Consider the following 20,938-nt stretch of genomic DNA (forward strand, 5'->3'; position numbering starts at 1 on the left):
GAGGGCGGGACGGGGGGCTTACTCGGCGCGGGCGGCGGCCAGGGAGCGCTCGCCGACGAGCTCGACGTGACGGCGCATCGCCTGCTCGGGCGCGTCGCGGTCGTCGCCGGCGAAGGCGTCGACGACCGCCTCGTGCTCGGCGATGGCCTCGCGCACGTCGGTGACGCCGTGCACGGCGGCCTGCCGCATCCGGTGCAGCTGTGCCCCGAGGGTCTCGCTCATCTCGCGGAGGTAGTGATTGCCGCAGTGATCGAACACGACGCGGTGGAACGCCGCATCCGCCGCGAAATACGCGGTGGTCAGCGCGACATCGGAGTCGCCCCCAGCCATCGCCGCCATGACGCGGTCGCCCACGGCGCGGTGCGCCTGCTGCGCCGCACGCAGCTCGCGGACCATCTCGGTTGTCGCCGGTGTCGCCAGGCGCGTGGCGGTCGTCTCCAGCATGAGTCGGGCGTCGAAGAGCTCGCGCAGCTGCGAGGGCCGCAGCGGCGGGGCGACGCGATAGCCCTTGAGCGCCTCGCGCGTGACCAGGCCCGTGCGCTCCAGCTGCACCATCGCCTCGCGCACGGGGGTGGGTGAGACGTGCAGCTGGCGGGCGATCGTGTCGATCGACAGCCGCGCGCCGGGGGCCACTTCGCCGCTGAGCAGCAGACCCAGGATCCGCTCGTACACGTGGTCGCGCAGACCGCGCCGTTCCACGCCGCCGGCGAGGGCCTCCAGGCCGCGCGGAGCCGCCTCCAGGGTCATCGTGGCACCTCCGCCTGTGCACGCAGCACGTCCGCCGCCTCATCGAGGATCGCGCCGAACGCCCTCGGGTCGTGGGCGAAGCGGCCGAGGAACAGGCCGTCGACCGAACCGGCGATCTCGGCCAGCATACCGGGGCGTGCGCTGCCGCCGTAGATGACGGCCTGCGCCTGCCCGCCCTCCGCGCCGTACTCACGCAGGGCCCCGCACACGGCGGTGATGTGGTCGGGTCCGGCGGGGTCGGGTGCGCCGATCGCCCACAGCGGCTCGTAGGCGATCGTGACGGGTCCGGTCAGCCCGGCGGCACGTGCGGGGCCCACCGCGGAGTCGATCTGCCGGCGGCACGCGTCCACGGCGGCCGCTGCATCCCCCGGCCGGTCCTCTCCCACGCACAGCAGCGGGATGAGCCCGTGACGCAGTGCGGCGGCGAGCTTGGCGGCCACGACCTCATCGGTCTCCCCGAACAGACGCCGCCGCTCGGCGTGGCCCACCTCGACGAGCGAGCACCCCACCTCGGCCAGCACCGCACCGCTGACCTCACCGGTGTAGGGCCCCTCATCCTCCGCGGAGAGATCCTGCGCGCCCACCGCGAGACCCGCGGCCGCGCCGATCTGCGCGCATGCCGGGATCGAGGGGAACTGCGGCAGCACGAACGGCCGGAGCCCTGCCGCGACGGCGGGATGATCCCGGACGATCCCGGCCACCTCCCGCACCCACGCCAGCGTGCGGGCGTGCGAGAAGTACATCTTCAGGCTCGAGCCGATCAGCATCCCGAGCTCCCCGAGGGGTCAGACGCCTTCGTAGGCGCAGATCTCCGCGACCTTGTCCGCCGACGCGCTGGAGGTGTCGAACGTGTAGCCGAGCCACTCGCGCGCGAGGCGCCGCGCCAGCTCGAGGCCGACGACGCGCTGACCCATGCACAGCACCTGCACGTCGTTGGAGAGGATCGAGCGCTCCACGCTGTAGGAGTCGTGCGCCGTCACCGCCCGGATGCCGGGGACCTTGTTGGCCGCGATGGCCACCCCCAGCCCCGTGCCGCAGATGAGGATCGCGCGGTCGGCGTCACCGGCGGCCACGCGCTCGGCGGCCGCGATCGCGATCGTGGGGTAGTTCGTGGCGCCGTCGGCGGTCACTCCCACATCCACGACGTCGTCCACGCGGTCATCGGCCAGCAGGTCGGCCTTGATGCGCTCCTTGTAGTCGAAGCCGGCCTCATCGCTGCCGACCACCAGTCGAAATCCCATCAGTCCTCCTCCTTCAGGTTTCCCCGCACGGTGCGGGCCACCAGCGCGAACGACACGGCCCCCGGGTCGGGCGTGCCCACGCTCTTCTCGCCGTGCGCGCGGGCCCGCCCGACGCGCGCGGTCATCTCCGCCGTGGCCTGCGCCGCGGCATCGGCGGCCTCGGCCGCGCGCGCCCACGCCACCGGCAGCGGGTCTCCCGCTCCCAGGCGTGCCGTGAGCTCGTCGGCGAAGGGCACCATCGCATCGACCATCGTCTTGTCTCCCGGCTGCGCCTTGCCGAAGGTCATGACGGCGTCCTTCATCGCCACCACGCCGTCGCCGATCCCGGCCGCTGTCACCTCGTCCTCGTCGCCCAGGACGGCCCCGAGGGTCGCGAGCATCTCGCCCCAGATCGCCCCGGAGGTCCCCCCGCCGACGTCGGCCCACGCGTCGCCCGCGCGCTGCAGCGCGGTGCGGGCGCCCGCGCCGGCGTCCGCCGCGGTGCGCGCGGCATCCGCGGCGGCCCTGCTGCCCCGCTGCATCCCGATGCCGTGGTCACCGTCCCCGGCGACCCGGTCCATCCGCCCGAGCTCGTCGGCGGCTCCGTCCAGCGCGGCGGCGATCCCCTCCAGCGCACGGGCCAGCGCCCCGGCGGCGCGGCGCGAGGCGTCGCCGGCCGCGCCGATCTCCGGCGCCTCGTCGGCGTCGGCGATCTCGTCGGCCGAGACCTCCCGGCGACCCTCGACCGCACCGCGGCGGTAGGCGGGCGTGTCGCAGGGGGCCAGCCACAGCCGCTCGAGCTCGTCGTCGAGCCACACGAGGGTCAGCGAGAGCCCGGCCATGTCGAAGCTCGTGCAGAACTCCCCCACCTCCGGTGACACCACCACGGCGCCGGCGTCTTCGAGCAGGCGGTGGATGCTGCGGTAGACGACGAACATCTCCTCGTACTTGACGCTGCCCAGGCCGTTCAGGATCGGCACGACGCGGGCGCCGGCGGCGGCGACCCCCTCGGGGAGTTCGTCCAGGAGCTTGTCCACGAGCATCTCGGCCAGGCCCGCGGCCGTCGGGATGTCGACCTCGTCGATGCCGGGTTCGCCGTGGATGCCGAGCCCGACGGCCATGCGACCGGGCGGCACCTCGAACAGCGGCTCGTCGGCGCCGGGCAGCGTGCAGCCGCTGAAGGCGACGCCGAACGAGCGCGTGCGGGCGTTGGCCAGGCGCGCCACCCGCTCGACGCCGTCCAGGTCGAGCCCCTCCTCGGCCGCCGCGCCGGCCACCTTGAACACGACGAGGTCACCGGCGATGCCGCGGCGCTTGTCGAGCTCCTCCTTCGGCGCGCTCCACACATCGTCGGTCACGAGCACCGTGCGGCAGTCGACGCCCTCCGCGCGCAGCCGCTCCTGCGCCTGGCCGAAGTGGAGCACGTCGCCGGCGTAGTTGCCGAAGCTCAGCAGCACGCCGCGTCCCTCGTGGGCGGCTGCGGCGACGGAGTGGACCTGGTGCGCGGAGGGGGACGCGAAGAGGTTCCCCATCGCGGCGCCGTGGGCAAGGCCCGGTCCGACCAGGCCGCCGAAGGCCGGGTAGTGTCCGCTGCCCCCGCCGATGACGACCGCGACGGTGGGTTCGGGCCCGCGCGTGGCGCGCACGACGCCTCCGCTGACGCGGTGCACCCAGCGGGAGGAGGCGGCCACGAAGCCCTCGATCATCTCCTCGGCGAAGTCGTCCGGGTCGTTGAACAGCCGCGTCATCGCGTCTCCCTAGGCGAGGTTGCTTTCCTAAATCCTATGGGAAATTGGATCACTCGGCCAGGCCCGCCTCCCCGCCGCGTCCCTGTTTCGCTGCATCGCTGTTTCGCTGTTTCGCGAGACTGCAGCGCACCGGCGAGACCGCGACATCATGTCGCTGTCTCGCCGGGTGCGTGCAGTCTCGGAGGAGGGGATCAGCTCGGGGGCGGGGATCAGCGCAGGGCGCCCTCGCTCGGGGGCGGGATCAGCGCAGCGCGCCGACGCTCGCGAGCGCCAGGCGGATGAGGGTGCCGCGGCCGCCCTCCATCTCGGCGGCGAGGGCGTCGGAGGACGCCTCCTCGGGCGAGAGCCACGTCACCTCCAGCGCGTCCTGACGCGGCTCGCACGTGCCGGTGACGGGAACGACGAACGCGAGCGACACCGCGTGCTGACGGTCGTCGTGGAACGCGGTCATCCCGGGCAGGGGGAAGTACTCCGCGACGGTGAAGGGAGTGACCTGCGGGGGCAGGAGGGGGAAGGCCATGGGGCCGAGATCGTTCTCGAGGTGCCGGAACAGCGCGTCCCGCACGGTCTCCCCGTAGCGGACCCGCCCCGACACGATCGTGCGGCTGATCTCGCCGATCGGGGTGGCGCGCAGCAGGATCCCCACCTGCACGACGGCGCCCATGCCGTCGGTGCGCACGGGCACGGCCTCCACGTACAGGATGGGCATGCGGCGGCGGATCTCGGTCAGCTCGACCTCGCTGAGCCACCCCGGATTGCCGGCGGCGGCCGGTCCGGTGGCCTGGTCGAAGGGGGAACCGAGGGGCTCGCGGCGGGCGTCGTCGCCGTTGCCGTCGTCGGACGGGTCGGGGTCGGGAGTGCGCACTGGCATGCTCCCTGTATACCCAACGCGCCCCGAAAACGCCCGGATCCGGGCCGGGGCAAAACGGCGGTGTCCGGACGGACTGAGAAGATGAGGACATGAGCGAGTCTCCGCGCATCGACCCCGACCTGGTCGTGTGGGCCACCCCTCCCCAGGGGCGCGCCGGCCGGCCCGCCCTGATCCTGCTGCACGGGTACGGCGCCGACGAACGCGATCTGCTCGCCCTGACCGAGCACCTCCCCGAGGAGTTCGCGTACGCCGCCGTCCGCGCGCCGCTCGCGCCGCCGTGGCCCTCGCCCGGCTACTCGTGGTACCCCATCGAGGGGCTGAACGGACGCGATCCGTCTGCGGTGACGGGCGCGGCCACCGGCCTGCTGGAGTGGCTGGATGCCGCCGTCGACGCTCCGAGTGTCGGGTTGCTGGGGTTCTCGCAGGGGGCGTCCGTGGCGCTCCAGGCCCTGCGCCTGAAGCCCGAGCGCATCGCCTTCGTGGTGAACCTCTCCGGGTACGTGGCGCCCGGATCCCTCCCGGGGGATGCGACGCTGGCCGAGCAGAAGCCGCCGGTGTTCTGGGGACGCGGGACACACGACGACGTCATCCCCGAGGCGCTGGTGGCGCACACCGTCGAGTGGCTGCCCGCCCACTCCGACCTGAGCGGCCGCGTGTACCCGGGCCTGACCCACAGCGTCTCGCAGGCCGAGCTCGCCGACGTGCACGCCTTCCTCCGCAAGCGCCTGGACGACCCGGCCACGCGGTGAGGCCGTCACGGAGGGTTGCGGGCGGGGGCGGGCTCGGCTACCGTGGCCGGGTCCTGTCCCGAGTGTGAGGATTCCTCCGGTGAAGATCGACGCCGCTTCCGCGCCCCTGTCCGCGCGCTGAACCGTCGAACCGCCGTAGCTCGGTGGACCCGCCCGTCTGAGGGCCGGTGTGGGTGTCAGCGCATGCACACACCGGAGCATCATGCCCACCCTCTCTCCTGCCCTCCTGTTCGATTCCGTCTCGCTCGTGTGGGACGACGGCACGCTCGCCCTCGACGGCGTCTCCGGCTCGTTCGGCTCCGGCCGCACGGGGCTGGTGGGCCGCAACGGCTCGGGGAAGTCGACGCTGCTGCGCATCGCGGCGGGCGATCTCGCCCCCACCTCGGGCCAGGTCATCCGCTCGGGGGAGGTGGCCTACCTTCCGCAGCGCCTGAGCCTCGACGTCGACCGGCCCGTCGCCGAGCTCCTCGGGGTCGCGGGCGCGCTGTCCGCGCTGCGGGCGATCGAATCCGGCGACGCCGACCCGCGGCACTTCGACGCGCTGGGCGACGACTGGGACGTCGAGGCGCGTGCGACCGCCGCGCTCGCCGAGGCGGGGCTGCCGTCGGGCGCGCTGGAGCGCACCATCGGGTCGCTCTCCGGCGGAGAGGCGATCCTCGCCGCGATCGCCGGCATCCGCCTCGGCGGCGCTCCGATCACGCTGCTGGACGAACCCACCAACAACCTCGACCGCGGTGCCCGCGCGCGCCTGGCCGACATGGTGCGGTCGTGGCGCGGCACTCTCGTCGTGGTCAGCCACGACGTCTCGCTCCTGGAACTCATGGACGACACCGCGGAGCTGTATGCGAACGCGCTGTCGGTCTTCGGTGGGCCGTACTCGCAGTGGCGGGCATGGCTCGATGCCGAGCAGGATGCGGCCCGCCAGGCCGAGCGCGCCGCGGCACAGGTGCTGCGGCGCGAGAAGCGCGACCGGGTCGCGGCCGAGCGCACGCTGGCCAGCCGCGCCCACATGGGCCACAAGGCACAGGTGGAGAAGCGCGTCCCGGGCATCGTCTCGGGCAACCGCAAGCGGGCCGCTGAGGTGTCTGCGGGGCGCCTGCGCACCGAGGTGCGGGAGAAGGAGAACGAAGCCCGCGCCGCCCTGGATGCGGCCGAACGCCGCGTGCGCGACGACCAGGCCGTGCGCATCGACCTCCCCGATCCCGGCGTCGCCGCGGGACGGCGCATCCTCAGCGTCGGCGACGCGGAGCACTCGTGGATCGTGCAGGGACCCGAGCGCGTCGCGCTGATCGGCCCCAACGGCATCGGCAAGACGACCCTCCTGGAGCGTCTCGTGCACTCGGAGCCTGGATCCGGCGAGATCTCGGGAACGGTGCGGGCGGAGTTGCTCGTGGAACACGTGGGGTACCTGCCGCAGCGCGTGGACGGGCTGGACGAGGCGGCGACGGTGCTGGAGAACGTGCGGGCGGCAGCGCCCGCCCTGCCCGTCGTGGAGCTTCGGAACCGCCTCGCGCGCTTCCTCCTGCGCGGGGATGCGGTGCAGCGACAGGTCGCGACCCTCTCCGGCGGGGAACGCTTCCGCGTCGCGCTGGCCCGCATCCTGCTGGCCGATCCCGCACCGCAGCTGCTGGTGCTGGACGAGCCGACCAACAACCTCGACCTCGACACGGTCGACCGGTTGCTGGAGGCGCTCGCGGCGTACCGCGGGGCGGTGCTCATCGTCAGCCACGACGACGCGTTCCTCGCCCGACTTGGCCCCGATCTGACGCTCGAACTCACGGCGGAAGGTGTCGTCGAACGCTGACACTCCTCGTCAGACGGTCGGCGTGCTGGGGTAGCCGGTCAGTCCGCCGAGGCGACAGAGCCGTCCTCGCTCGCCGGGGAGGCAGCAGCGCCTCCTCCGCCGCCGTCTTCGTCCCCACCGGTGCGCGGTGAGGGACCGGTGCGCGGTGAGGGAGAGGAGAAGAGGAAGAAGAAGGTCAGTCCGAACGACACTCCGAGCCCGATGCCCAGGGCGAGGTTGTCCTGCGTGAGGCCGAAGAGGAGTCCCAGACCGGCACCCATCGCGGCACCCCCGAACCACGCCCATCCACGCGATCCTGCCCGTGTGTCCCCCGTCATACTCCGACGCTACGGAGCGCGCCGCCGGGATGCCTCCCCCGTCCGACGGAGATCACCTCCGGACTGCCGGCGGCTCGTCAAGGCCGCGCCGGTGTCGGCGGCACGGGAGAAGATGGACGGGTGAGCGATGTGCTCGAACGGTTCAGCCCTGCGACGCAGGACTGGTTCCGTGGCGCGTTCGCCGCGCCCACGGCCGCCCAGGAGGGCGCGTGGAAGGCGATCTCGGCCGGACGGAATGCGCTCGTGGTGGCCCCGACCGGATCGGGCAAGACGCTCTCGGCGTTCCTGTGGGCGATCGACCGCGTGTTCCGCGAACAGCCGCCCGATCCTCCCGCGGCAGCACCCGGCAAGCGACCTGCCAAGCGCGCGAAGACCCCGCGCGGCACGCGCGTCCTCTACATCTCCCCCCTCAAGGCCCTCGGCGTCGACGTCGAGCGCAACCTGCGCTCCCCGCTGGTGGGCATCGGGCAGTCCGCGCGACGCCTGGGCATCCCGGCGCCCGACGTGACCGTGGGTGTGCGCTCCGGCGACACCCCCGCCGGCGACCGGCGCAAGCTCATCACGGCACCGCCCGACATCCTCATCACGACCCCCGAGTCGCTCTACCTCATGCTCACGAGCCAGGCCGGGCAGACCCTGCGCGATGTGCACACCGTCATCGTGGACGAGGTGCACGCCGTCGCCGCCACCAAGCGCGGCGCGCACCTCGCCGTCAGCCTCGAGCGGCTCGACGCGCTGCGCCGGTCGGCCGCCGCGGAGGAGGGCCGGGAGGCCGAGCACCGGCCCGCGCAGCGGATCGGACTGTCGGCCACGGTCCGCCCGATCGACGAGGTCGCGCGTTTCCTCGGCGGCGCGCAGCCGGTCGACATCGTCGCGCCGCGCTCGACGAAGGAGTTCGACCTGCGCGTCGTCGTGCCCGTCGACGACATGCTCAATCCGCCCCCGCCCCCCGGCGTGGACGCCCCGGAGGCGGGTGAGGAGTGGTTCGCCGAGAACACCGAGGTGACCGGTTCGGTGTGGCCCCACGTCGAAGAGGCGATCGTCGACCGCATCCTGCAGCACCGCTCCACCATCGTCTTCGCCAACTCCCGCCGTCTCGCCGAACGCCTCACCGGGCGGCTGAACGAGATCTACGCCGAGCGGCTCGGGATCCACCTGCCCGAGCCGACCGTCCCCGCGGCCATCATGGCGCAGGCGGGATCGAACGCGGGGGCACCGGCGATCCTCGCCAAGGCGCACCACGGTTCGGTGTCCAAGGAGCAGCGCGCCCAGGTGGAGGAAGAGCTGAAATCGGGCGCGCTCCGCTGCGTCGTGGCCACCAGCAGCCTCGAACTCGGCATCGACATGGGCGCCGTCGACCTCGTCATCCAGGTCGAGGCCCCGCCCAGCGCCGCATCCGGGCTGCAGCGCGTGGGCCGCGCCGGGCACCAGGTGGGCGAGGTCAGCCGCGCGGCGCTGTTCCCCAAGCACCGCAGCGATGTGCTGCACACCGCCGTCGTCACCGAGCGGATGCTGGGCGGGAAGATCGAGGCCATCTCCGTCCCGCAGAACCCGCTCGACATCCTCGCGCAGCAGACGGTGGCCGCGTCCGCCTTGGGCGCGATCGACGTGGAGGACTGGTTCGACACCGTCAAGCGCAGCGCCCCCTTCCGCTCCCTGCCGCGTTCGGTGTTCGAGGCGACGCTCGACCTCCTCGCGGGGCGCTACCCCTCCGACGAGTTCGCCGAACTCCGCCCTCGCGTGGTGTGGGATCGCGACGCCGGCACGCTGACCGGACGCCCCGGCGCGCAGCGCATCGCGGTCACCAGCGGCGGCACCATCCCCGACCGGGGCCTGTTCGGGGTGTTCGTCGCGGGCGAGTCCCAGAACGCGCGCGTCGGCGAACTGGACGAGGAGATGGTCTACGAGTCCCGCGTCAACGACGTGTTCACCCTGGGTACCACGAGCTGGCGCATCGTGGAGATCACCCACGACCGGGTCAACGTCGTGCCGGCATTCGGCCAGCCCGGCAAGGTGCCGTTCTGGCACGGCGACGGCATCGGCCGCCCGGCGGAGCTGGGCGAGGCGCTGGGGAAGTTCTCTCGCGACGTCGCCGCCGCGACACCGGAGAAGGCCCAGGAGCGGCTGCGCGGCTCGGGCCTGGACGACAACGCCATCACCAATCTGCTGTCCTACCTCGCCGAGCAGCGCGAGGCCACCGGGAGCCTGCCGACCGACCGCACCCTCACCGTCGAGCGCAGCCGTGACGAGGTCGGCGACTGGCGCGTCATCCTGCATTCCCCCTACGGCATGCAGGTGCACTCGCCGTGGGCGCTGGCGGTCAATGCCCGCATCCGCGAGCGGCTGGGCGTGGAGGGAGCCGCCGTCGCGAGCGACGACGGCATCATCGCGCGAGTGCCGGATGCGGCGGCCGAAGCCCCGGGCGCCGAGCTGTTCGTCTTCGACCCGGCCGAGCTCGAGCAGATCGTCACCGACGAGGTCGGCGGCTCGGCCCTGTTCGCCTCGCGCTTCCGCGAATGCGCGGCGCGCGCGCTGCTCCTGCCGCGCCTGAACCCCAACCGGCGCGCGCCCCTGTGGCAGCAGCGTCAGCGGTCGGCGCAGCTGCTGGAGGTGGCGCGGCGCCACCCGACGTTCCCGATCATCCTGGAGACCCTCCGCGAGGTGCTGCAGGACGTGTACGACCTGCCCGCGCTGCTGCAGATCGCCCGCGGCATCGGGGAGCGCCGCATCCGCCTCGTGGAGACGACGACGTCGCAGCCCTCGCCGTATGCGCGGGATCTGCTGTTCGGGTACGTCGGCGCGTTCATGTACGAGGGCGATTCGCCGCTGGCCGAGCGCCGCGCGGCGGCGCTCTCGGTCGATCCGGCGCTCCTGGGCGAACTGCTCGGCAAGGTTGAGATGCGGGAGCTGCTGGATCCCGACGTTATCGCGCAGTTCGAGCGCGAGGCCCAGCGGCTCGACCCCGAACGCCGCGCGCGCGGGGTGGAGGGGGTCGCCGACCTCCTCCGGGTGCTGGGCCCGCTCGACGCCGCCGAGGTGGCGGCGCGCCTGGACACCGACGGCGATGCCCTGGCCGAGGCCGCCGCCCATCTGGACCGGCTCGTCACCGACCGGCGGGCGATCCCCGTGACGATCGCCGGCGTCCCCCGCGTGGCCGGGATCGAGGACGCCGGACGTCTGCGCGACGCCCTGGGCGCCGCGCTGCCGGTGGGCATCCCGCATGCGTTCCTCGAGCCGCTCGCCGATCCGCTCGGCGACCTCGTGGCCCGCTACGCGCGCACCCACGCGCCCTTCCGCGCGTCCGCGGTGGCCGAGCGGCTGGGCGTGGGCGTCGCCGTGGCGCGTCTCACGCTGCAGCGCCTGGAGTCGCAGGGGCGCATCGCGAGCGGGTACTTCCTCCCCGACCCCACTCCGGGCACGGCGACAGGGGATGACACCGAATGGTGCGACGCGGAGGTGCTCAGGCGCCTGCGGATGCGGTCGCTGGCCGCCATCCGCGGCAGCGTCGAACCGGTTCCCCCCGAGGCGTACGCGCGGTTCCTCCCGGTGTGGCAGCACGTCGCGCGCCCGCTGGAAGGCGTGGACGGCGTCGCGGCGGTCGTGGAGCAGCTCGCCGGCCTGCCGATCCCCGCCAGCGCGTGGGAGTCGCTCATCCTCCCGGCGCGCGTGAGCGGCTACTCCCCCGCGATGCTCGACGAACTCACCGCGACCGGCGAGGTCGTGTGGTCGGGCGAGGGCACCCTCCCCGGTCGTGACGGCTGGATCGCACTGCACCCCGCGGATGCGGCACCCCTCACTCTGCGCGACCCCGACGACCAGATCGCGCCCGACAGCCTCGAGGCGCGCGTGCTGGCCGCCCTCGCCTCCGGCGGCGCGTACTTCGCCGCGCAGCTGCGCACGCTGGCCGAGGCGGAGAACGAGCAGTCGGTCATCGAGGCGCTGTGGTCGCTGACGTGGGTCGGACGCGTGACGAACGACACCTTCGCCCCCGTGCGGACGCTCCTCAGCGGCGGCGGGCAGTCGCACCGCGTCGCCCGGCGCACGCCGCGCTCGCGGCTGTACCGCGGCGCCGCGGTCCCACGCACCTCGGCCCCCCCGCGCCCGCCGGCCATCGGCGGACGGTGGTCGCTCCTGCCGGCCGCCGAACCGGACGCCGCACTGCGGGCCACCGCGACGGCGAGCCTGCTGCTGGACCGCTACGGCGTCGTCACGCGCGGCGCCGTGCAGTCCGAGGGCGTCCCGGGCGGTTTCGCGCAGGTGTACCGCATCCTCTCCGGCTTCGAAGAGGCCGGGCACTGCCGCCGGGGCTATGTCATCGAGAAGCTCGGCGCGGCGCAGTTCGCCGCCTCCACGACCGTCGACCGGCTGCGGGAGTTCGCCGGCCTCCCCGACCCGCCGCCCCTGCGCGCCGTGACCCTCGCCGCCACCGACCCGGCCAACCCGTACGGCGCGGCCCTGTCGTGGCCGGGGATCGAAGGCGTCTCGCACCGCCCTGGGCGCAAGGCCGGAGGGCTCGTGGTTCTCGTGGACGGCGTGCTGACGCTGTACCTCGAGCGCGGCGGGCGCAGCGCGCTGGCCTTCACCGACGACGACGAGCGCCTCGCCGCCGCTGCGCGGGACCTGGTCGCCACCGCCCGGGCCCGACGACTCGACACCCTCACGATCGAGCAGGTCAACGACGCCTTCGTGTACGGCACCGCCGTCGGCCGTGCGCTGCGGGATGCCGGTTTCGTGGAGTCGCCCCGGGGCCTCACGCTCCGCCGGCTCACGGCGGGTGACACCCTCCGCGAGGCTGCCCGTGCCTGAGGGCGACACCGTCCACCGCACCGCGCGACGCCTCGCCGATGCGCTGGTCGGGCACGAGGTCACGCGGTTCGACATCCGCGTGCCGCGCAGTGCGACGGCCGACCTGCGCGGCGAGGAGGTCGTCGCCGTCGTATCGCGCGGCAAGCACCTGCTCGAGCGCATCGGCGCGTGGACGCTGCACTCCCACCTGAAGATGGAGGGCCGGTGGGACGTGTACCGGCCGGGGCAGCGCTGGGCAGCACCCACGCATGCCGCCCGTGCGGTGGTCGGCACCGCGCACGCCGAGACGGTCGGGTTCCACCTGGCGCTCGTGGAAGTGCTGCCCACGGCGGACGAGGACCGCATCGTCGGCCACCTCGGCCCCGACCCGCTGGGGCCGGACTGGGATGCGGCGGAGGCGGCGCGCCGTCTGGGCGCGGACCCTCGGGCCGCGCACGTGGCGCTGCTGGATCAGCGCAACGTCGCCGGATTCGGCAACGAATACGCCAACGAGATGCTCTTCGTCCGCGGCATCCCGCCCACGCGCCCGGCCGCCGAGATCGATGCGGCCGCGCTGCTGGACGTCGGCGTGCGCATGATCCGCGCCAACCTCTCCCGGCCCGCGCGCACCTTCACCGGCGACTCCCGCCCCGGACGCCGGACCTGGGTGTACCGGCGCGAGGGCAAACCGTGCCGCCGATGCGGCGCGACCATCCTCGCGGGTTCCCTGGGCGCCACCGCGACGAGCGAACGCAACGTGTTCTGGTGTCCCGTGTGCCAATCCCCCTGATCCGGGTCAGGGAAAGGTCGCGCCGCCGCTCAGCGGGTTGGGCGGCTCGAAGGTCGCCAGAGCCACGGCCAGCATGGCGTAGTACCCGGTCAGCCACACCACCTCGGCGAGCGTCCGTTCGCCCAGGGACGCCACCGCCGCGGCGTACTCGGCATCGTCCAGCGAGCGATGCCGCAGCAGCGAGCGGACGACCTGGAGCGCTGCCGCGGTGAGCGGCGGAAGCCCCTCCGGCACCCGCCCGTCTCGGAGTGCAGCCAGCTGCTCCTCCGTGATCCCCGCGCGGCCGGCCGGCGCCGAATGGGCGAACCACTCGAATTCGCAGCGGTGGTGCGCGGCGACCAGAAGGATGGCGCCTTCCCGCGTGACCGGGTCCAGGCCCGTGGAGAAGCGCAGGGCGGCGCCCAGCTGCTGCACCGCGTCGCCCACCTCCGGGGCCAGCGCCATCACCGCGAAGGGGCCGAGCAGCGATCCATCCGGCGCCGTCACCGGGACGGACTGCGACGCCCTCGGTCCCCCCACTATCCGCGCGTAGAGACCGCTCTGCTCGGGGTCGAGCTCCTCCGGGCTGCGCAGCGGCAGCCGGCGTCCCTCCTGGCCTGCGGGCATGCGTGCCTCCTCGCCCACGAGTATGGCAGGCGGCGCACGCAGGCTACGCGCGCCCTGCCCGGACCTCCGGTGCGGAGGCCGCGATCGACTCACGCCCTTCGCGGGCACCCGAGGTCGACACCAGCATGTCGAACAGCGCCGCGTAGCGCGCCGTGCGGGGCGCGCCGGCCGGACGCGCGAGGCCCACGAGAGACGGGGGCACGCGATCGAGCAGCGTCAGTCGACGCACGTCATGCCCGTCGTAGGTGCGGTCGGCGGAGGCCCGCTGGAACATCACGGCGTAGCCGAGGCCGCGCCCGACCAGGCACCTCACCAGTTCGTAGTTCCCGGAGACATGACCGACGCGCGGCTCGAGGCCGAGGAGATGGAAGATGCGCTCCGTGTTGGTCCGAGTCGGGTTCACGTCGAGTGCGATGAGCGGCTCGTCGGCCAGCTCGGCCAGGCGCACGCCCTTCCGGCCGGCGAGACGATGATCCGCGGCCACGAGGACGTGCGGCCGGTAGTTGCGGACGGGGTCGAAGGCCAGCTGGGGCGACACGTCGACGCGGTACAGCAGCGCGACATCGATGCGACCGCGCAGGAGCAGTTCGTCGAGGGACGCGGCATCCGCCTCGACGAAGTCCAGCTGCACGTCCGGATGCTCCCGGCCGAAGTGCTCCAGGATCGCCGGCAGGAAGTACGGGGTCAGCGTCGAGAAGCAGCCCACCGACAGGCGGCCGCTCAACGACCCGGCGGCCCGCGAGGCCTCGGCTCCCAGAAGTTCGGCGCCGGAGAGGACGCGGCGGGCGTGGGCCAGCATCCGCGACCCCTCACCGGTGAGGGTCATGCCGCGTCCCTTGCGCCGCACGAACAGCTGCACCCCGAGGTGGCGCTCCAGCTCGTCGATGGCCAGCGCGAGGCCGGCCGCGCTCACGCGGGATCGCTCGGCGGCGGCGGCGAGGGAGCCCTCGCCGGCGACAGCCTCGAAGTACTCCAGCTGACGCAGGGTGAAGGGGATGGACGGCACTGACCAGCATTCCTGTGGTGGGACGTGAAATAAACATGTTTTACCTGCGGCCTGGTCCGTGTCAACAATGGCGGGACGGTCGTACGGCCACGTTCAAGGAGGAACCGAAGTGCCCAACAATCTCGAAGAAGCCATCGCCGCCGCCGGCAGCCCGGTCAAACTGCTGTGGGAGTCCCAGACGCCGCCGGCCGTGGTGCCCCGCGTCGTCCAGGAATTCCGCAACTGGCGGGACGAGCAGCTCGCCTGGCGCCGCACCGCGGTGCTGTTCGACCAGTCGCACCACATGGCGGATCTGAACATCAAGGGTCCCGACGCGCTGAAGCTCATCCGCGACCTCGCCGTCAACAGCGTCGAGAACTTCCCCGTCGACATGGCCAAGCAGTTCGTCGCCGTCAACCACGACGGCTACGTGATCGGCGACAACATCCTCTTCCACCTCGACGACGACGAGTACCAGGCGGTGGGCATCCCGCCGTCGATCAACTGGCTGCACTACCACGCCGTGACCGGAGGGTACGACGTGGAGATCTGGCGCGATGACAACTCCCTCGTCCGCCAGGGCGACCCTGTCGTCTACCGCTACCAGGTGCAGGGCCCCGGCGCCCTTGACGTCATCGAACGGGCGACGGGGGCGCAGCCGCCCAAGCTGCGCTTCTTCGGCATGACCCGGTTCACGATCGGCGGGAAGGAGGTCCGCGCGCTTCGCCACGGTATGGCGGGCGAGCCCGGGTTCGAGATGTGGGGACCGTGGGAGGACCACGAGGCGGTCCACTCTGCCCTCCTGGAGGCCGGCAAGGAGTTCGATCTCGTGGAAGTCGGCGGGCGCGCGTACCACACCAACGCTCTGGAGTCCGGGTGGCTCCCCCGGCCGCTGCCGGCCATCTACACCGACGAGCGCCTCGCCGACTACCGCCGCTGGCTGACGGCGAACGCGTACGAGACCATCTCCCCGCTGGGCGGGAGCTTCTACTCCCCCGACATCCAGGACTACTACGTCACGCCGGAAGAACTGGACTACGGCCGCATCGTCGCGTTCGACCACGACTTCATCGGCCGCGAAGCACTGGAGCGGCGAGCCGCGGAAGGGTCCGACTCCGCGCGGCGGAAGGTGACGCTCGTATGGAACGGCGACGACGTCGAGAAGGCCGTCGGCTCGATGTTCCACGAGGGCCCGGGCGCGAAATACTTCAACCTCCCGATGGCGCTGTACGACACCTTCCACTTCGATCGCGTCGAAGCCGACGGCCGGGTCGTGGGACTGTCGACCTGGACCGGATACTCCGCCAACGAGCGCGCCATCCTCTCCCTCGCCGTCGTGGAACCCGAGTTCGCCGAGCCGGGGACCGAGGTCGAGGTCGTGTGGGGTGAGGACACACCGTCCTCCAAGCTGCAGGTCGAAGACCACGTGCAGGTCAAGATCCGCGCGACCGTGCAGCCCGCTCCGCTCACGGAGAAGGCCCGGACGACGTACCGTGCGAGCGTGCCCGCCTGAGCCGTACGTAGCGCCTCCGCCCGCGCGTGCCGTCGATCCGGCACGCGCGGGCGTCGTTGTCAAGTCTCTGACGAGATCGATGCCCACGGGAGATCCTCGTGTTCGGACCCGTACCGTCGCGGACGCCCCGCGCGACGGATCATGCGCGGGAATGAATTCCGGCGGCCGACCGTTGGGTATTCATGACGGTGCCGAATGCCGCTGCCGGAGGAGATCGTGGGTAAGAACTACATCGACATCGAGAACGACCGGGGCGAGACGCTGCGTTACCGCAAGCACGTGAACGGTCGCGGCCTCATCGCGCACGGGGCCAAGGTGCACCCGAGCGCGCTCGTGGAAGCGGGGGCGTATGTCGAACCGGGAGCATTGATCGCCGAGGGCGCCCAGATCGGGCGTGGCGCGTGGGTCGAATCCGACGCCGTCATCGGTCCCCAGGCTCGCATCGCGCCGCACGCGCACATCGGATCGGGCGCCGCCGTGGGTGCGGGAGCCAAGATCGGGGTACGGGCGCACATCGGCACGCAGGCTCGCGTCGCGGTGGGTTCGCTCATCGGTGACGACGAGAGCATCGCCGACGGCGAGACCGTGGCCACGGACCGGCGGGGCCTGCGCCTGGCCGCCTGATCAGGCGAACAGGAACAGCACGAACGCCGCCAGCGGCAGCACGCCCTGCATGGCGGCTGCTGCCAGATAGCGCCGGCCCGTCGTGATCAGCACGAGCGCCGCGCCGGCCATGCAGCCGAGGCTGAAGAGGGCGAGCGTCCGCCCGGCGACGTCGGCGACGGTCCCGGGACCGCCGGCCCAGAACAGGGCCAGCCCGAGCGCCGCCCCCACGGCGAGGAACAGGTTGTAGAAACCCTGGTTGTAGGCCATCGGACGCACCGTGTCCGCGGCTTGCTGGTCGGCGACCCCGAACCGGCGCCAGACCCGTGGAGCCCTCCACCGGATGCTCTCGAGCACGAAGATGTACACGTGGACCAGGGCTGCCAACGCGCCCAGCGCCGTCGCGAGGATCGCCACCATGGGCTCGAACCTAGCGCGCCGGATACGCTGGCAGCATGGCGAGAAGCGGCGGGTCGAACTCTTCCCGCCCCGCGCGGAAGAGCGGCCGTCCCGCGCCGCGCGGCCGGTCTGCGCCCCGCGGCGCCGGCGCATCCCCGCCCCGCCCTGCCCGTGAGCGCGCCCCTCGCCCGGAGGCGCGCACCTTCCGCCTCGGCGTCGTGCCCGGAGCGACACCGGGAAAGTGGATCGCCGCGTGGCGCGAACGGGTGCCGGCGGTCACCCTGGAGCTCGTCCCGCTGACCGTCGCCGAGCAGCACACCGCACTGACCGAGGGGACGGTGGATGCGGCACTCGTGCGCCTGCCGCTGGAGGATGACCGACTGCACGTCATCCCCCTCTACACCGAGGTTCCCGTCGCCGTCGTGGCGGCGGAGTCGCACCTGACCGCCGCCGAGGAGCTGGAGGTCGCAGACCTCGCCGGAGAGGTCGTCATCGTGCCGCGGGACGACGTCCTCCGCCCGGTCGTCCCCGGCGGGGTCGCACCGGCCTTCGACCCGCCCGGGACCACAGCCGACGCCGTCGCGACGGTCGCAGCCGGCGTCGGGATCGTCATCGTGCCCATGTCGCTGGCCCGGCTGCACGCCCGACGGGATGTGGCCCACCGGCCGCTCACCGACGGACCGCCCTCGACGATGGCCCTCGCCTGGCTGCGCGAAGGCGACACCCCCGACGTGCAGGCCTTCGTCGGCATCGTGCGCGGTCGCACGCCGAACTCGTCCCGCTGACTCAGGCGGTCATCCGGGTCCGGTGGGCGGGCGATCCGCCGCCCGGCACGAGAAGCGGGGGCTGGGGCTCGCGCAGGCGGAACGGGCCGAGCAGGCGCGCGCAGGCGAGGGCGAGGAACCCGGCGATGACCTTGTCACCGACGGAGACGGGCAGGTTGGCGGAGAAGGCCGCCGCCCACAGGCCCTCGGCGTCGCGCATCGCGGCGATGACGGCGTCGCTCAGATGACCGCCGTTGCCGTCGTAGAGGACGTTCACCGGCACGGCCACGAGCGTGCACGCGAAGGCGACCGCGACGTTGAGCACGACGAAGCGCGGGATCGTGCGGGCCGAACGGCGGATGCCGTAGCCCCACACCACCGCGCCGGTGACGTTCACGACGGCGAACAGCACGTTCTCCGGGCCCAGGATGATGCCGCCCAGCACGTTGGTCGTCACGCCGACGAGGGCGCCGTACCAGGGCCCGAGCGCGAACGCCGCCGTCGCGGTGCCGATCATGTCGAGGAATATGGGCAGGTCCCAGCGGCGGACCACCGCTGCTCCGAAGAGGTTCAGCCCGGTGCATCCGACCAGCACCGCCACCAGAAGCGCGACCCGCAGGGCACCCTCTCCCGGGCCGTGGACGGCAGGTGCGACCGGCGTGGGTGCGGGAGCCGGGGCGGCGGGGACGTCCGCGGTGAGGCTCCCCCGTGCGTCCAGGCTCCGCTGGCGCCACTGCGCCGCCGACTGCTCGTCCTCGCCGAGGGCGAGCGCGACCTCGCGCACCAGGTCGGCGTTCACGCGCCGCCGGCCCGGGCGGAAGACGTCGAAGACGGTGGAGCGGGCGATGCGGGCGGCGCCCGCACTCATGCCCTCGGATTCGCGGCGGGCGGCGATGCGGGCGGCGATCTCGGCGTACGAGATGTCGCCGGCCTCCCTCCGCAGTCGCTGCAGATCGGCGGCGAGGACATCGAACGACACTTCCGGCTCGGTCGCCCCCTCATTCGGCATCGCCGCCACGTTCGCCCCGCTTCCGCCTGCCCCCCGGCTCCGGCAGACCCGATGCTACCGGGGGTGACGGCGGCCGACCCGACCGCGCCGGTCGCACGCGGGTGACCGCGAGAGGGCGAGCGGGGCCGCTCAGCCCCGGAACCAGGTGGGGGCGCCGAATCCCTGCCAGACCCACAGGCGATCCCGGGTGGCGTCATCCCCCTCGAACATCGGGGCCTCCGCGGCGGGCGTGGCGGCGCCCGCCGGGCAGTACATGATGTTGGCGCCCGTCGTCGCCGGGTCGTAGATGAACCCCGCGAAGCACCCCTCCCGCATGCCCTCGAATTCGACCAGCTCGCCGGTCGATGCCCCCGGCAGAGTGATGGCGAAGCAGCTGGAGCCGTCGGCGGCGCACCATGTGCCGTCGATGTCCTCCCAGACCGGGTTGGCTGCGGGCAGATCGACTGCCGCGATCGCCACGTAGTACGGGTCGTCGTCGCCGGCGTAGTCGATGAGCGTGAGCCCCAGCGAGACGACGTCGATCCACTTCAGCGCCGAGAGCGCTTTGCGCAGGGTCTTCGTCCCCTCCGCCGTCCACAGCCGCTCGATCTCCTCGGGCCAGGCCTCCTGCCCCGCCGCGCGGGTGGCCATCTCGTCGATGCCCTTCTGGAAGTCTTCGTCGCCGACCGCCTGCAGACACGCCACGACCCAGCCTGCCCACGCGGTCGTGTCGGACTGCGCCGTCAGGTCCCCCGGGTCGCAGTCCCGCATCGCCAGGATCGTCCCCACGACGGCTCCCATGGAGTCCTCGACCATGCCGATCAGGGCCTTATAGACCACCGACAGCACCGCCTGCTCCGGTGCCGCCTGGGCGAACTGCACGACCGGCTGCCCCCCGAGCGCACGGACCTCCTCCTCGCCCACCGTGAACGACACCTCCGTCGTACCGATCAGCACATCGGCGGGATCGAGGTAGCCGCCCCCGGCGGCCGCGGCGGCGAACAGCTCGCCGAGCGCATCGGCGTCGAGGGCGACCAGATCGTCGCCCACCGTCCACTCCAGATCCGCCGGCACGACATCCTGGGCGAAGCTCACCGCGAAGCCGTAGCCGCGGTTCATCGCGGCCTTCACCAGCACGCGCTCGGGATCGGCGGCGGCGCCCACGCACCTCAGCACGGCGAAGTGGCTCTCGGAGTAACCGGTGAGGATCGAGATGTCGGTGTGCGCGACCCATGCCGGCAACGGGCCGGGCCCGCAGTCGGGCGCCTCGGTCTGGATTCCCAGCAGCAGCCCGCCCTGACGGTAGATCCAGTCGCCGGGTCCCTCCTGGCTCCACCACGTGAGTCCGTCGGCGACCGAATCGCCCACTCCCTCGGCGACCTCCACGATGCCTTCGCCCGCCTCGGCGAATCCTTCGGCCAGATCGGCGAGCACCTCCTGCGGACCCGTGACGACGAGCGTCCACAGCGACAGGTGATCCACCGTCGCCGTGGCCACCGCGCCCTCCATCGTCGTCGGCACGGGCATCCAGGCCTCCGCCGTCTCGTCGAAGTAGGCGAAGGCGCCGGATGCGTCTGCGGGCAGCTCCTGCGGCAGGGTCATCGACAGCGCGACGCCGGATGCGGGGATCTCGCCGTCGGCGGTGATCTCCGCCGGGCGCGCCATGAGGTACTCCCCCGGCGCGAGCTCGAGCGCGGCAGCGACGGCCGGCGCGACGACGGCGTCGTCGTCGGCGCCCGGCGGAGCGGCCACCGTCACCGTGACTCCCTCCGCCTTCGCCGTGATCGAGGCGGCCGGGTCGCTGGGCGCGCACGCGGTGAGACCGGCGACGGCGACGAGCACAATGGTGAGAAGGGCAAGACGCGGCGCGCGAAGCATGGTGGACCTGTCTGTGGACGGATGTGGCGCACCGGGGGTGCTTACAGCCAAAGGCATCGCGACGGTCGACGACGACCACTGGGGCGACTCCGGACAGGCCCGGACACGAGAACGGGTGTCCGGGGGTGTCCGGACATCCGCGGTCGGGGCGGGTCTATGCCGGCGCAGCGC

General features: G+C 72.9%; 18 protein-coding genes. 7 read left to right on the forward strand and 11 right to left on the reverse strand.

Features of this window, described 5'->3' with window-relative positions:
* Positions 1-18: 18 nt before the first annotated feature.
* From E4V99_RS04145 to E4V99_RS04165, 5 genes are all read right to left on the reverse strand, one after another.
* Positions 19-747, reverse strand: a complete 729-nt coding sequence (locus E4V99_RS04145; protein WP_135116510.1) for a GntR family transcriptional regulator — start codon at positions 745-747, stop codon at positions 19-21.
* A complete protein-coding gene (locus E4V99_RS04150; protein ID WP_135116511.1) occupies positions 744-1,514 on the reverse strand; it encodes a triose-phosphate isomerase family protein in 771 nt (256 codons plus the stop codon). The genes E4V99_RS04145 and E4V99_RS04150 overlap by 4 nt, the downstream gene beginning before the upstream one ends.
* Before the next feature lie 18 nt (positions 1,515-1,532).
* Positions 1,533-1,988: a ribose-5-phosphate isomerase gene (locus E4V99_RS04155; RefSeq protein ID WP_135063225.1), complete on the reverse strand. Its 456-nt coding sequence runs from the start codon at positions 1,986-1,988 to the stop codon at positions 1,533-1,535.
* A complete protein-coding gene (locus E4V99_RS04160) occupies positions 1,988-3,715 on the reverse strand; it encodes a dihydroxyacetone kinase family protein (protein WP_135116512.1) in 1,728 nt (575 codons plus the stop codon). Before E4V99_RS04160 ends, E4V99_RS04155 begins: the two co-directional genes overlap by 1 nt.
* Positions 3,716-3,956: 241 nt before the next feature.
* The gene (locus E4V99_RS04165) at positions 3,957-4,586 is read right to left on the reverse strand and encodes an NUDIX hydrolase family protein (protein ID WP_135063221.1); all 630 of its coding nucleotides are present in this window, start codon (positions 4,584-4,586) and stop codon (positions 3,957-3,959) included.
* 89 nt (positions 4,587-4,675) lie between these two features.
* On the opposite strand from E4V99_RS04165, the gene E4V99_RS04170 reads away from it, so the two are divergent.
* Both E4V99_RS04170 and E4V99_RS04175 read left to right on the forward strand, forming a co-directional pair.
* A complete protein-coding gene (locus E4V99_RS04170) occupies positions 4,676-5,335 on the forward strand; it encodes an alpha/beta hydrolase-fold protein (protein ID WP_135116513.1) in 660 nt (219 codons plus the stop codon).
* 202 nt (positions 5,336-5,537) lie between these two features.
* Positions 5,538-7,139 (forward strand): ABC-F family ATP-binding cassette domain-containing protein, encoded by a 1,602-nt coding sequence (locus tag E4V99_RS04175; RefSeq protein WP_135063217.1) that lies wholly within the window; start codon positions 5,538-5,540, stop codon positions 7,137-7,139.
* A 38-nt stretch (positions 7,140-7,177) separates the two neighbouring features.
* Here the strand turns inward: E4V99_RS04175 and E4V99_RS04180 are convergent, their stop codons facing one another.
* Entirely contained in the window at positions 7,178-7,456 is a 279-nt protein-coding gene (locus tag E4V99_RS04180; RefSeq protein ID WP_135063215.1) for a hypothetical protein, read from the reverse strand.
* Positions 7,457-7,576: 120 nt separating this feature from the next.
* Here E4V99_RS04180 and E4V99_RS04185 point away from each other — a divergent pair, with 120 nt between their 5' ends.
* Together E4V99_RS04185 and E4V99_RS04190 are read left to right on the forward strand one after the other, a co-directional pair.
* Positions 7,577-12,262: an ATP-dependent helicase gene (locus tag E4V99_RS04185; RefSeq protein ID WP_135116514.1), complete on the forward strand. Its 4,686-nt coding sequence runs from the start codon at positions 7,577-7,579 to the stop codon at positions 12,260-12,262.
* Positions 12,255-13,031 carry a DNA-formamidopyrimidine glycosylase family protein gene (locus E4V99_RS04190; protein WP_135116515.1) on the forward strand — a complete coding sequence of 259 codons (777 nt, stop codon included), beginning with the start codon at positions 12,255-12,257 and terminating at the stop codon, positions 13,029-13,031. The genes E4V99_RS04185 and E4V99_RS04190 overlap by 8 nt, the downstream gene beginning before the upstream one ends.
* A gap of 6 nt (positions 13,032-13,037) precedes the next feature.
* On the opposite strand, the gene E4V99_RS04195 is transcribed toward E4V99_RS04190, so the two are convergent.
* Together E4V99_RS04195 and E4V99_RS04200 are read right to left on the reverse strand one after the other, a co-directional pair.
* On the reverse strand, positions 13,038-13,637 hold the full coding sequence (locus E4V99_RS04195; RefSeq protein ID WP_135116516.1) for a carboxymuconolactone decarboxylase family protein: 600 nt from the start codon (positions 13,635-13,637) through the stop codon (positions 13,038-13,040).
* A gap of 43 nt (positions 13,638-13,680) precedes the next feature.
* The gene (locus tag E4V99_RS04200; protein ID WP_135116517.1) at positions 13,681-14,643 is read right to left on the reverse strand and encodes a LysR substrate-binding domain-containing protein; all 963 of its coding nucleotides are present in this window, start codon (positions 14,641-14,643) and stop codon (positions 13,681-13,683) included.
* Between the two features lie 109 nt (positions 14,644-14,752).
* Here E4V99_RS04200 and E4V99_RS04205 point away from each other — a divergent pair, with 109 nt between their 5' ends.
* On the forward strand, positions 14,753-16,135 hold the full coding sequence (locus E4V99_RS04205; RefSeq protein ID WP_240742789.1) for an aminomethyl transferase family protein: 1,383 nt from the start codon (positions 14,753-14,755) through the stop codon (positions 16,133-16,135).
* Positions 16,136-16,351: 216 nt separating this feature from the next.
* On the forward strand, positions 16,352-16,759 hold the full coding sequence (locus E4V99_RS04210; RefSeq protein ID WP_135070741.1) for a transferase: 408 nt from the start codon (positions 16,352-16,354) through the stop codon (positions 16,757-16,759).
* Here the strand turns inward: E4V99_RS04210 and E4V99_RS04215 are convergent, their stop codons facing one another.
* Positions 16,760-17,158, reverse strand: coding sequence for a DUF1304 domain-containing protein (locus E4V99_RS04215; RefSeq protein WP_209305584.1), 399 nt, complete (start codon positions 17,156-17,158; stop codon positions 16,760-16,762).
* Between the two features lie 35 nt (positions 17,159-17,193).
* On the opposite strand from E4V99_RS04215, the gene E4V99_RS04220 reads away from it, so the two are divergent.
* A complete protein-coding gene (locus E4V99_RS04220) occupies positions 17,194-17,922 on the forward strand; it encodes a LysR family substrate-binding domain-containing protein (RefSeq protein WP_135116518.1) in 729 nt (242 codons plus the stop codon).
* A gap of 1 nt (position 17,923) precedes the next feature.
* Here the strand turns inward: E4V99_RS04220 and E4V99_RS04225 are convergent, their stop codons facing one another.
* Both E4V99_RS04225 and E4V99_RS04230 read right to left on the reverse strand, forming a co-directional pair.
* On the reverse strand, positions 17,924-18,910 hold the full coding sequence (locus tag E4V99_RS04225) for an ECF transporter S component (protein ID WP_135116519.1): 987 nt from the start codon (positions 18,908-18,910) through the stop codon (positions 17,924-17,926).
* A 129-nt stretch (positions 18,911-19,039) separates the two neighbouring features.
* The gene (locus E4V99_RS04230) at positions 19,040-20,767 is read right to left on the reverse strand and encodes a hypothetical protein (RefSeq protein WP_135116520.1); all 1,728 of its coding nucleotides are present in this window, start codon (positions 20,765-20,767) and stop codon (positions 19,040-19,042) included.
* Positions 20,768-20,938: the final 171 nt, after the last annotated feature.

Origin of the sequence: Microbacterium sp. dk485 (assembly GCF_004570445.1) — a bacterium.
GTDB classification, from domain to species: Bacteria; Actinomycetota; Actinomycetes; order Actinomycetales; family Microbacteriaceae; genus Microbacterium; species Microbacterium wangchenii.